Here is an 11,947-nt window from a genome sequence, read left to right on the forward strand (position 1 = left end):
GCACTAACGCCACAAAATATAGTACTGAAACGATTTTGACCCAAAGTGGAGTAACAGAATTATTTGAATTATTAGCCATGCATAGTTTTCTTTCTCATTAGCAACCCTCGTAAGGATATCAGTACCATGTCCACTCGCAGAGCTGACGGTGAGGGCACCAAACCCTACAAACGCAAAGACGGCCGCTGGCAAATCACCGCCTCAACCACAGCCACCACCACCGGACGCCCCGTCCGCAAATCATTCACAGGCAAAACCGCAGCCGAAGCACGCGCTAAACACCGAGCCTGGAAAAAGAACCTCGACAACGGGCTACTCGAAAACCCAGAAAAAACAACCCTAGCCACCTGGATAAACTACTGGCTAGAAACCATCGCCAAAAACGAAGTCTTCGACCGCTCCAGGCGCGACTACAAACAACAACTCGGATGCTGGGTGCTCACCCAGCCCGTAGCCGGCCAAGAGCTTCACAAAGTCACAGCCCTACATATCGAACGCGTCCTGCAAAACATGCGCGAAGCTGGCAGGAGCGAATCCACCGTCCTCAAGGTCTACCGTGTCCTCTCCAAATGCCTCAAAGACGCCGTACACCGCGACCTCATACCCCGCAACCCTATCGAGCGCATCAAACCACCACGCCCGGCAGCCTTCGAACCCACCGTCATGACCCCAGCCCAAGCCAAGGCGCTCATATCCACGCTCCGCTTCAACGACCAGTGGGGACCATCCTTTACCGTAGCCCTCGCTCTCGGCCTACGCCAAGGCGAAAGGCTCGGGCTGTGCTGGGACGACGTCAACCTAGACGAAGGGTTACTGTATGTGCGTCGCTCCCTCGCGCTCGTACCTGGTGGAGGGTTCACTATGAAAAGCCCTAAGACCGCCTCGGGGGTGCGTACTATTGCTCTACCGGCCGAGCTTATTCGCGTTTTTCGGCATCATCGGGTGCTGCAAGCAAAGTGGAGGCTCGAGCAGGGGCCAGCCTGGGTAGGGGCGTATGACGTTGAGGGGAAGTCGTGGGACCTGGTCTTTGCTACACAGCAGGGTAAACAGATCATGCCAGCCTACGACCGGAAACACTGGAAGCAGATAACTGGGGAGATGGGTTTGGATATGCGTGTCCATGACGCCAGGCATACTGCGGCGACCACTCTCCTCGCGCTCGGGGTGAACCCGAGGGTGACTATGCAGATGATGGGCTGGTCGTCGGCGACCATGCTTAACCGGTATCAACATGTTCTGGAGGAGATGGAGCGGGACGTTGCGGTACAGGTGAACGCTGCTTTATTCGGTTAGTTTTGCACGTAGTTCCGCACGTAGTTGAAAAAAACGTAATGCCACCACCCGCCACGAAAACTGGTGTAAAAACCCCGGAATCGCGCGAAAAGTCATGACCGGTCACGACCCGCCACAAAACCCCGGAAAACTCAAAATACGGTTCTTAGGAGTGTGGGTTCGAGTCCCACCTTGGGCACCATTCAACGCTTAGCTTGAGCGTTACAAACCCTCTCTTGTTGACAAGAGAGGGTTTTTTGTTGACAAGGTATTCCTCACATGCCAATTTCAAATTCCACTGTCCCCTTGGCGATACGCTAATCCGTGACCTCAAAATCTAGATGTTATATGTTGAAATATCCCAGATATTTTTCAAGAATTGGTTGTATCCTTAGAGCCCCGATACATAATCTACGAACGAACGCACATGAAACTCAAAATTCTTCCGTTGCTCATAGCTTCCTCCACGCTGTTGTTGAGTTCCTGCGCCGATTCCGCGCCCAAAGATGCCAAAACCCAAGCTGTCGACGAAGCCAGCGCCATCTTTGAGCAACAGATTGTGGATCCCATGAACAAGGCGCTGTACAACGATTTCACCAACGAGCAGCTGGATCAGCTGATCACCAAAGACAATATAGATACAGCATTCGCCAGTTTCATTTATGGGTTCATGGAGATTGGAAAAGCAGCGGCTGACGACGGGCAAAAACCTTTAGGATTGATGAAAGGAACTGTTTACAAAGACAGCCGAAGCCAAAATGCTCCCGAATTCTACAAAGGTGACGACAATACGGACGCCTTCAAAATGTACGCATGTGTTGATATTTCCGAGATGAAATACGGGGATCAATCATTTTTGGACTACACCGGAAAAGCCCAAGAAGGATATACCGCCTACGATTTTTACGTCATTGATGTCACCAGAAATAACAAAGGCGAATACAAACTCACCTATGCCAATGCTGAAGACGAGGGCATGGTCGATCATTGTTAGTGATTCTCTCAGACACCACCAGGTAAAAAGGACTCGCTCCCCCAACGGGAACGAGTCCTTTTTATTTCTGATTCACAATCAAAAAAGATTAGCCGTGAATGTTCTGGTCATCCAACCAGGGTCCTAGCTTCTCACGCTCTTCAGGGAGCACCGCACCGGCGTCGTCCATATCTCCAACGCGGTGAACCTTCAATAGGTTGGTTGAACCGGCTACTCCGGGAGGTGAACCTGCAGCCATTACAATCAACTTACCGGGCTCGGATAACTTATTAGCCAACAGGTAGCGATCAACCAAAGCGGTCATCTCATCCGTATTCCCTACGCTACTTGCCTGAACGGTTTGTACGCCCCACAGCAAAGCAAGGAATGCGCGAACCTTGGGATCCGGGGTGAACGCAATGACCGGTTTTGCGGGACGCAAACGAGCCAGACGTCGAGCGGTATCACCTGACTGTGTAAAGGTGGTAATGAAATCGGTATCGAGCTGATCTGCAACGTTTACAGCCGCGCGGGTGATTGCGCCACCGCGAGTCTTCGGAGCAGTTCCCAACGGGGGTACACGGTACAGACCGCGCTCTTCGGTAGCCGCAATAATGCGCCCCATCGTCTGAATGGTGATAATGGGGTACTTACCCACTGAAGTCTCGCCAGAAAGCATCACAGCATCTGCGCCATCGAGGATGGCGTTTGCGCAGTCAGATGCCTCAGCGCGAGTAGGTGTGGGGTTATTTATCATAGTTTCCAGAACCTGGGTAGCCACAATCACGGGCTTAGCCCAACGGCGAGCAAGTTCAATGGCGCGTTTCTGCACCAGAGGAACTTCTTCCAGAGGATATTCAACACCGAGATCGCCACGAGCAACCATGATGCCGTCGAATTTATCCACAATATCCTGCAAGTTTTCAACTGCCTGGGGCTTCTCGATCTTTGCAATGACGGGAAGCTTGACGCCTTCTTCTTCCATGATTTCGTGAACGCGAATGATGTCGTTCCCAGAACGCACGAAAGAGAGCGCAATAATGTCTACGCCAAGCTTCAGAGCGAAGCGAAGATCAATTTCGTCTTTAGGAGTAAGCGCAGGGATAGAAACTGCAACACCCGGTAGGTTAATACCCTTGTTGTTGGAAACAGGACCGCCAACGACGACGCGGGTAGTGACGGTGCGCTCGTCTACTTCTACAGCCTGCAGGCGGATTTTGCCGTCATCAATGAGCAGAGTATCGCCGGGCCTCACGTCGCCGGGCAACCCCTTGTAGGTAGTTCCACAAATCTCTTTGTTACCTGCAACATCATCAATGGTGATTTTGAAGGTGTCGCCGGGCTCAAGAACTTCCGCACCGTTTTCAAAGGTTTCCAGACGAATCTTAGGCCCCTGCAAGTCAGCAAGAATTGCGACGTTGCGGCCGAGCTTCTGGCTCTGCTCGCGCAGGTTAGTGTAGGACTCCGTATGAACATCGTGCGTGCCGTGGCTCATGTTCAAACGAGCTACGTTCATGCCAGCTTCAATCGCTGCTGCAAGTTTTTCGGGGGAAGATATTGCCGGACCAATAGTACATACAATTTTTGCGCGTCTCATGTGTTAAACCTTAGTCAGTTCAGTAGTCGTAACAATAGGGGCATGGGGAAGGTGAGCATATGTGCAATCTGAACTTTCCGTGGGAAACTTCCCAATAGTTCACACATTCTCACTTCAAAACCCAACTCAACATTCCCTATTATACGTGGTGTTCTGTGGGATTGTTCAAGAAAATCACCATCCAGTCCGTCAATTCCTCCATCTAACCCACAAAAACTCACATTAGCTCCGTGATGGTTTCTTCCCCGCCGTTTCTGTTCTATCCTGGCAGGTAAACAAACATTTTTAGTCAGAAAAATATGACTAAAACTTTGCAAGCAAGGACATAACTGTGACATCAAAAAACGTAGTAATTCTCTACGGTTCAAACTACGGATTCACCGAACGCTACTCTCGGTGGATTGCAGAAGATTTGCGGGAACTGGAGACCCAACCCACCGTGATTCTCTCCCCCATTGCCGAGGCTACCGATGAGCTCATTGAATCCGCCGACGTCCTCATCGTAGGCGCAAGCTACCTGGGTGGCTTCCTCACCGGCGCGCCCACTCTGCGCAAACGTCGCGAAGCAATGGCTAAAGTTCCGCACCGGGTTTTCTTCACCGTGTGCTTCAACGGGCTTGCAGTATATCCCCGCGAATATCTCGATAACCGTGTGCTCAAGAGCTACAAAGAAGAGATTGCCGGCGGTCGTCCCATGTTCCACTTCCGTGGTGGTCTAGACCTTTCCCAGATGACACGAACCCACAAGACGGTTCTAGCTGGCGTGCGTACCGCATACAAGCTCAAGCCCCACGCCAACGAATATGACAAGCAGATGGTGGAATCATTCGACAACGGCGGCGGTGATTACACCAACCGTGAAGATACTAAGCCGCTGGTAGCCACCGTGGCGGAGATGCTCCAAAAATAAGAGGATTTTCTACTCTTAACAAAGTGCTCCTCCTACTCAACGAGTAGGAGGAGCACTTTCTTATTGGACTGCTTGAGCGGACAGGACTCTTACTTTTTGCCTGCTACATTGTGCTCATAGCGGTAAATAAAAGCAGCCATTGCATCACGCTTGATGGGATCAGCAGGGCGGTAGGTGCCGTCGTCCCAACCTGTAGAAATACCCTTAGAATGCATCCAGGAGATTTCTTTATAGAATGCTCCACCGGGCTGAACATCAGAGAATTCAGCGCTACGAGGTGCTACATAGTGAGGGGAACCTGCTACGCGATAGAAGAATGCTGCCATCGCTGCACGTTCTACAGGAGCTTCGGGGCGGAAAGTACCGTCTGCCCAGCCGGTAGTAATCCCCTGCTCTGCCATCCATGAAATTTCCTTATAGAAGGGATGTGTGGTGGAAACATCAGAGAACTTGGACTGAGCTGGCGCGTTGTACTCAGGTTCACCCGCCATGCGGTAGAAAAAAGCAGCCATTGCCCCGCGGGAGATGTTGTCATGCGGGCGGAAGGTGCCGTCATCCCACCCCTGAGTAATACCGGACTGAGCCAGCCACATGATTTCAGAATAGAAGGGTGAGTTTCCCGGGACGTCGGTAAACGAAATGGGAGCATCCGCGCGCAAGTTGAAACCCACGACCTTTGGATCGTGATCGGAGGAACGGTAGGCGTTGGGCTGGTAGAAGTTTGTAGCGTTGTAGTTATAGCGGCTGTATTCAAAAGCAATGGATTCTACGGAGTTGATGTTCCAAACATCTGCCCCGGTCACCTGTTTGAACATAGAGGGAGAAGCCAACACGTGGTCCAGGCTGCCCTGGCGTCCGCTATAAACATAAGAGTAACCGGCGTCGAATTGATCACCAATGTTGATGTATCCAGCATCTGCCAGAATCTTCATAGGATCTTCTTTTGAGTAAGAGTTGAAGTCACCGAGCAGAACAACGTTGTCTGTTTTATTTTCTTTTTTCTCCTGGTCCGCAAAAGCTACCAGAGCTTGTGCCTGCTTCTTGCGATCGGCGTTGGAGGCGCCTTGACCATCGCCCTGATCGGCATTTACGCCAGAACCTGAGCCCTTAGACTTGAAATGGTTGACGATGGCTACGAATTCATCGCCTTTAACCTTTGATCCAACAGGTTCGAAGGTTTGCGCTAGCGGTTTACGGGCATTATTGAATGCATCCGAATCAAGCAAGATTTCAGAATCACCTTGAGGTTGAACCTGGTCATCTTGATAGATGAAAGCGGTGCGAATGACATCTTCTTGACCAGGGAGCGCCTCCGGTGAAGGAACTGCCTTCCACCGCTCAAATCCGGCATCATCATTCAGCGCTGCCACCAAGGTGTTCAATGCTTCGTCGCGGTTCTTGCCGAATGCCGCTGAGTTCTCGATTTCTTCTAGGGAGAGAATAGAGGTGTTCATGGTGTTGATGGCGGCGACGATTTTGTCTTGTTGGCGCTTGAGGTTTTCATCGTTGGCAGCACCGCGCGCATCACAGCCGCTATTGACCGTAATGGGGTTCTTGGCGCGGTCAGTGTAGAACGTGCAACCGGTGAGTTCATCGCCGGTGGTGGAGAAATAGTTGAGCACGTTGAAGCTGGCGATAGTGTAATCCCCACCCACCTTTTCAGGGGCTGCAGTGCGGGTGTTGGTGAACGTTGCGGGAATTGTGGCGGGATTGCTGGCACCGGTGATGGGCTCGGTAGGGTTCAAGCGCCACTCATCGAAGCTATACAGCAACACCGTGGGTTGAGTGAACGTGACAGCCGAACCAACGCGCACGGGGTTCTGCTCAGAAAGATAAGGTAGCGGGATGTCTTTGCCACCTCGGGTGTAATCAACAGTAGCGCCGTCGTCCACAATGAAATCTTTTTCGGCGTTAGCCGCCTCGTATGCTTTGGCGGCTTCACCTGGAGCAACGACGTCGGTGGCAGTGCGCAACGGTGTGGTGCCGCTGGTCAGCTTGATTTCGCCGTAGCGGTTAGTGTTGAAGTTATCGGTCACCGTAATATTACCGGTGGGCTGGAGCAACATGCTCTCCAGTTCTTCGCGCCCTGCCGAGGTGTCAGGGAAAGCACCCTTATAGGGCTGAACTGGGATGATACGGGTGGGAACCTGGCGTATTTTGCCTTGGGCAACAGTCATCTGGGTTAGACCGTGGTATTCGGAAATGGTGCCGGTAACTTCTACGTAGTCTCCGATATGTACCGATCCGACGGTGTCCGGTGAATAGATGAAGAGACCATCTGAGATACCCGGAGTAGGGTCGTTCTCTCCCCCGGTTCCAGCGGTTTGAATGGTGTAACCGCGCAGCCCGCCCTCAGCGTAGACTGCGGTGACTTGACCGCTGGTGGTCACTGTTTTATTGACCAATGGAGAGGTATCTGAGGTGCCCTGGATGTCCGCAATGCTGGTTATTTCAGCGGCTGATGCAGCGGTGGTGGACGACGCCGCAATCGGAACGGCGACGACGAATGCGGCGGTGGCGACCGAAAGCGATGCCGCCAGCTTTCGGGAAGTTGAAGCTGAGCTCACGAGAGAATCCTTAGCTAAAATATACGTGGTGTGGATTGAGCCAGTGTGAAGAGGCTCTCTCAAAAGTTTAAATTCAGCTTGATGTTTTCCGGCAGATTCAACGATGAATGTTGGGTTAAGAATCGATGGCGGTTCTAGTCTTTAGCATTCTTTTCGCTCCCATTACTACCCCTGTGGTATGAATTTTAGCCGCTGACAGTTAGTTGTCGCAGCTAGAAATTTTCTCGGAATTTTTCTCTTGCCTGCGTAATGAGAAATAGATATAAATTGCCAAAGATGCCCAAAAAGGGCGAAAAAGCGGGTAAGTCCCTTAGAAACTTACCCGCTTTTCAACCACTTAGAAATAACTAAACCCGCACAGATACCTGCTGTTCGCCGTCTAGCTGAACCTTCCGGCGTCCCCGAGCACCTGCAATCAGAAACCCGACTAGACCCAGCAGAATCAGGAACCCTGAAGTCCAAATGTGGATGCGCAGTCCCCACAGCATTTCTGAGTGGTCAATGCGCAAAAAGACCTCAATCATGAACCTGCCGATTCCATACCACAGCACGTAAAGCCAAAAAGTCTGCCCCAGCTTCAGAGCAGCTTTTCGCCCCAGCACTATCAGCAAGATAGCACCCAGCAGATTCCATACCGACTCATAGAGAAAAGTAGGGTGAAAGAGAGTTTCTGCAGGATACTGCGAGGGAAAATTCGCCGACCTCGGATCGATTTCTAGTCCCCAGGGCAGCGTGGTTGGTTTACCGAAAAGTTCCTGGTTGAACCAGTTGCCCCAACGACCGAATGCCTGTGCAAGCAAGATACCCGGCGCGGCGGCGTCGGCAAATTTGGCCAACGAAACCCCGTAGCGTTTGCAGGCAATCCAAGCACCCAAAGCACCGACTGAGATGGCGCCCATAATGCCGATGCCACCCTCCCAGATTTTTGCCCAGCCCCAGGGGTCAACCCCGGGACCAAAGTAGCTTTGGGGGTCAGTAATAAGCACGTGATAGGCGCGCGCACCTACTATGCCAAAAGGGATAGCCCACAGAGCAATATCCCACATGTTATCGGAGTTCTCCCCCTTGCGCGTCCACCGCACGCTCGTGAGCCAAAGGCACACGGCAATACCCGTCAAGATACACAGTGCATAAATGTGTACGGTGAACGGTCCCACGGGGAACGAACTAACAGAGGGTGAAGGAATAGAGGCAAGAATCAGTGAATCAGAGGAACTATGGAGCATTACTGACGCCCCGCTAGTTCGCGCGCGAGCTGACCCACTGCCTCGGGCCCGCCGGACTGCAATGCCTTGACCAAGGCAGTACCCACAATCACACCGTCGGCATAGGCACCGATTTCTTCTACATGCTCGCGCTTAGAAACACCCAAGCCAACGCACACATTAGGAGCGCCAGCCGAGCGGAGATTCTCCACCAGGGAGTGCGCGGCGTTATTGACCGACGAGCGAGCGCCCGTCACGCCCATCACCGACACTGCATAGACGAAGCCGGAGGATGCCTCAGAAATCATGTGCAAACGTTCCGTTGAGCTGGAAATAGCCGCCAGGAAGATACGGTCAAGACCGTATTTTTCCGATACTTCAAACCACTCTGATGCCTCGTTGGGAACCAAATCCGGGGTAATGAGACCAGAGCCACCAGCTTCAGAAAATTCGCGGGCAAATTCATCGACGCCAAAACGCAGAATGGGGTTCCAGTAGGTCATGACGGTAACAACGGCATCGCACGCTGCGGTAATCTCTCGTGTGGCGCGGAAGGTATCGGTAAGGCGGAAGCCGTTCTCGATGGCTTCTTCTGTTGCCTTCTGAATGACGGGACCATCCATTACAGGGTCAGAATAAGGAATGCCCAGTTCAATGATGTCTGCACCGTTTTTGCCCAGTTCAATAGCAGCAGCAATCGATTCTTCCACGCTGGGATAACCCACGGGCAAATACCCGACCAAAGCGGGGCGCCCCTCAGCCTTGCACTGAGCGATTTTTGCCGCCAGCTTTGAGTCGGTGTTGGGTGCGGGGAACGATTTATTCAGCACAGAATACTTAGCTGCGCCAGAAATTGCATCCTGATAAGTCATTACTTCTGCTCGCTTTTCTGCGCTTTGCGCTCGTTAGTTGCCTCAGTGTTACCGGTGGTCAAAGATGAGCTAGGGATTGCCTTGCCCAACTTGAACCATTCCAGAGCCGTTCCCATGTCTTTATCGCCACGGCCAGAGAGGCAGACGATCATGATTTTCTCGCGAGCGCCCTCGGGGTCTTCTTTCGCCCATTCGTTGGCAACGCGCAGAGCACCTGCCAGCGCGTGGGCAGATTCGATGGCGGGAATAATGCCTTCGGTCTGGCAGAGCAGGCGGAGGGCGTCCATGGCTTCGGCGTCGGTAACCGGCTGGTAGCTGACGCGTCCGATGTCGTTCAGGTAGGAGTGCTCGGGACCAACGCCGGGGTAATCCAAACCTGCGGAAATGGAGTGAGATTCGATGATTTGACCGTCTTCATTTTGCATCAGGTAGGTTACTGCGCCGTGCAGGACACCGGGGCGGCCCAGGTTGATGGTTGCGGCGTGGCGAGGAGTATCGATACCGTCTCCGCCTGCTTCGAAGCCAAAGATTTGGACGTCGCGGTCGTCGAGGAAAGCATGGAACATGCCGATGGCGTTGGAGCCGCCACCGACACAGGCTGCGATGCCGTCGGGTAGTTTGCCGGTGAGTTCTTGGATTTGCTCGCGGGCTTCGGTACCAATGGCGTCATGGAAGAAGCGCACCATGGCGGGGAAAGGATGCGCCCCGGCAGCAGTTCCTAGCAGGTAGTGAGTGTTTTCCACGTTGGCTACCCAGTCACGCAAAGCTTCGTTAATGGCGTCTTTGAGGGTACGAGATCCGGTTTGAACCGCAATCACGGTTGCCCCCAGAAGCTGCATACGCGCAACGTTCAGAGCCTGACGTTCGGTGTCTTCCTCCCCCATGTACACCACGCATTCCATGCCAAAGAGCGCTGCGGCGGTTGCGGTTGCCACACCGTGCTGGCCGGCACCGGTTTCAGCAATCAAGCGGGTCTTGCCCATGCGCTTTGCCAAAAGCGCCTGACCAATCACGTTGTTAATCTTGTGCGAGCCGGTGTGGTTGAGGTCCTCACGTTTGAGGAAGAAACGGACTCCCCCGGCATGTTCTGAGAATCGAGGTGCCTCGGTTAGCAAAGAAGGACGGTTGGAATATTCGCGGGAGAGGCGCTGAAATTCTTCCATGAACTCAGTGTCTTCCTTCGCTTTGTTGAAGGTTTCCTCTAGTTCTTCCATCGCTGCCATCAATGATTCGGGCATCCACTGACCACCGTACTTGCCGAAGTAAGGGCCAGGCGCGTTCTTCAGCGAATCGGATTCTTGGGGGTTCAAAAAGGCATCTGCCAGTTGTTCGGACATCTCTTATTCCTTTGCCTTAGTTCTTTAGATGGTTCAAAAATTCGTGACGGGCGCGTTGACCTGTCTCGCGGAATAGCTGGACTGTTTCGGTAGGTTCGCCAGATTGCACCAAAGCTTCACCGACCAAAATAGCTTGGGCGCCGTGGGAGGCGTAGTCGGCTACCTCCTGTGCAGAGAGCACTCCTGATTCGGCGATGGTGACGGCATCTTCAGGCAGGAGATGGGCAAGCTTTTCAAAGTTCGAATTATCGACCTCTAGGGTTTTCAGGTTACGCACGTTGACTCCCACGATGCGAGCACCTACCGCTTTTGCCCGTTCGATTTCCTCCGGGGTATGGGTTTCTACCAGGGCGCTCATGCCCAATTCGTGGGTGAGGTCAAGAAAACGCTGGAGGGTCTCATCATCGAGCGCCGCCACAATCAGCAGAACCAAATCGGCGCCATATGCCCGCGCCTCATAAATTTGGTACTCATCCACGGTGAAATCTTTGCGCAGTACGGGGATGGAAACTCGTTCGCGAACTGCTTTGAGATCAGCTAGCGACCCCTTGAATCGACGTTGTTCAGTCAGCACGGAGATTGCTGCAGCTCCACCCGCTTCGTAGGCGGCAGCAAGATCGGCAGGGTCAGGAATATCAGAAAGCGCACCTTTAGAAGGCGATGATCGCTTGACTTCTGAAATCACCTCAAGGGTATCTTCCGAAGCCCCGCGCAGAGCCGCCAGCGCATCAAGTGCCGCAGGAGCGTGCGCAGCTTTTTCCTTCATTTCTTCCAGCGGTACCTGAGCTTTACGCTCGTCCATATCTTGACGAACACCCACAATAATGTCGTCTAAAACTGTTGTCATCTTGCTACCAACTCCTTATCACCTATTAAAAAAGCGCCCCGCTACGATGCGAGGCGCCCACCATCAATTCACCCGGATGGTTTAGTGATGCTTGTATTTGGTCTTCGAACCGCCCTGGCCGTAACCAGCTGCGCGAAGTACGATGCCAACGATAACGCCAACAACCATCACTACTGCACCTGCAATAACAACTGGCCAATGGAAAGTATCAAAACCGACAGCTGCAATGATAGCGCCAATAACGGTAATAGAAACAAGGGCCCATGCCGCTACGGTGTTACCGTGGTTAGGGTAGGGAACCTCGGGAGTGAGCGTCAGCTGCTTCTCTGCCATGTTTTCTCCTTGAACGTATGTGACCCGCGAAACG

At 52.8% G+C, this 11,947-nt stretch carries 10 protein-coding genes; 3 read left to right on the forward strand and 7 right to left on the reverse strand.

Going from position 1 to position 11,947, the window contains the following annotated elements; translation table 11 throughout:
• Positions 1 to 126: 126 nt before the first annotated feature.
• Together IDM48_RS06700 and IDM48_RS06705 are read left to right on the forward strand one after the other, a co-directional pair.
• Positions 127 to 1,293, forward strand: a complete 1,167-nt coding sequence (locus IDM48_RS06700; RefSeq protein ID WP_190616614.1) for a tyrosine-type recombinase/integrase — start codon at positions 127 to 129, stop codon at positions 1,291 to 1,293.
• Positions 1,294 to 1,699: 406 nt separating this feature from the next.
• Positions 1,700 to 2,266, forward strand: a complete 567-nt coding sequence (locus IDM48_RS06705) for a hypothetical protein (RefSeq protein ID WP_190616616.1) — start codon at positions 1,700 to 1,702, stop codon at positions 2,264 to 2,266.
• Positions 2,267 to 2,354: 88 nt separating this feature from the next.
• Here the strand turns inward: IDM48_RS06705 and pyk are convergent, their stop codons facing one another.
• Complete coding sequence (pyk, locus tag IDM48_RS06710; RefSeq protein ID WP_190616617.1) at positions 2,355 to 3,842, reverse strand: pyruvate kinase; 1,488 nt, start codon at positions 3,840 to 3,842, stop codon at positions 2,355 to 2,357.
• A 331-nt stretch (positions 3,843 to 4,173) separates the two neighbouring features.
• On the opposite strand from pyk, the gene IDM48_RS06715 reads away from it, so the two are divergent.
• Positions 4,174 to 4,752, forward strand: coding sequence for a flavodoxin domain-containing protein (locus IDM48_RS06715; RefSeq protein WP_190616619.1), 579 nt, complete (start codon positions 4,174 to 4,176; stop codon positions 4,750 to 4,752).
• An 89-nt stretch (positions 4,753 to 4,841) separates the two neighbouring features.
• Here IDM48_RS06715 and IDM48_RS06725 read toward each other — a convergent pair whose 3' ends face one another.
• The 6 genes from IDM48_RS06725 to IDM48_RS06750 form a co-directional block, all read right to left on the reverse strand.
• Positions 4,842 to 7,319, reverse strand: a complete 2,478-nt coding sequence (locus tag IDM48_RS06725) for an ExeM/NucH family extracellular endonuclease (protein ID WP_190616621.1) — start codon at positions 7,317 to 7,319, stop codon at positions 4,842 to 4,844.
• A 347-nt stretch (positions 7,320 to 7,666) separates the two neighbouring features.
• Positions 7,667 to 8,545 (reverse strand): prolipoprotein diacylglyceryl transferase, encoded by an 879-nt coding sequence (gene lgt, locus IDM48_RS06730; protein ID WP_190616622.1) that lies wholly within the window; start codon positions 8,543 to 8,545, stop codon positions 7,667 to 7,669.
• Positions 8,545 to 9,396 (reverse strand): tryptophan synthase subunit alpha, encoded by an 852-nt coding sequence (trpA, locus tag IDM48_RS06735; RefSeq protein WP_145174468.1) that lies wholly within the window; start codon positions 9,394 to 9,396, stop codon positions 8,545 to 8,547. The genes lgt and trpA overlap by 1 nt, the downstream gene beginning before the upstream one ends.
• Complete coding sequence (gene trpB, locus IDM48_RS06740) at positions 9,396 to 10,733, reverse strand: tryptophan synthase subunit beta (RefSeq protein WP_068173019.1); 1,338 nt, start codon at positions 10,731 to 10,733, stop codon at positions 9,396 to 9,398. The genes trpA and trpB overlap by 1 nt, the downstream gene beginning before the upstream one ends.
• 16 nt (positions 10,734 to 10,749) lie before the next feature.
• On the reverse strand, positions 10,750 to 11,580 hold the full coding sequence (trpC, locus tag IDM48_RS06745; RefSeq protein ID WP_190616624.1) for an indole-3-glycerol phosphate synthase TrpC: 831 nt from the start codon (positions 11,578 to 11,580) through the stop codon (positions 10,750 to 10,752).
• 81 nt (positions 11,581 to 11,661) lie between these two features.
• Entirely contained in the window at positions 11,662 to 11,913 is a 252-nt protein-coding gene (locus tag IDM48_RS06750) for an HGxxPAAW family protein (RefSeq protein WP_068173021.1), read from the reverse strand.
• Positions 11,914 to 11,947: the final 34 nt, after the last annotated feature.

This window comes from Rothia amarae, assembly GCF_014705945.2.
In the GTDB taxonomy this organism is placed as follows: Bacteria; Actinomycetota; Actinomycetes; order Actinomycetales; family Micrococcaceae; genus Rothia; species Rothia amarae.

Coding starts and splice junctions, on each gene's coding strand:
- lgt (WP_190616622.1), bottom strand. CDS start 8,545: ATGCTCCATAGTTCCTCTGATTCACTGATTCTTGCCTCTATTCCTTCA.
- trpB (WP_068173019.1), bottom strand. CDS start 10,733: ATGTCCGAACAACTGGCAGATGCCTTTTTGAACCCCCAAGAATCCGAT.
- pyk (WP_190616617.1), bottom strand. CDS start 3,842: ATGAGACGCGCAAAAATTGTATGTACTATTGGTCCGGCAATATCTTCC.
- trpC (WP_190616624.1), bottom strand. CDS start 11,580: ATGACAACAGTTTTAGACGACATTATTGTGGGTGTTCGTCAAGATATG.
- IDM48_RS06750 (WP_068173021.1), bottom strand. CDS start 11,913: ATGGCAGAGAAGCAGCTGACGCTCACTCCCGAGGTTCCCTACCCTAAC.
- trpA (WP_145174468.1), bottom strand. CDS start 9,396: ATGACTTATCAGGATGCAATTTCTGGCGCAGCTAAGTATTCTGTGCTG.
- IDM48_RS06705 (WP_190616616.1), top strand. CDS start 1,700: ATGAAACTCAAAATTCTTCCGTTGCTCATAGCTTCCTCCACGCTGTTG.
- IDM48_RS06700 (WP_190616614.1), top strand. CDS start 127: ATGTCCACTCGCAGAGCTGACGGTGAGGGCACCAAACCCTACAAACGC.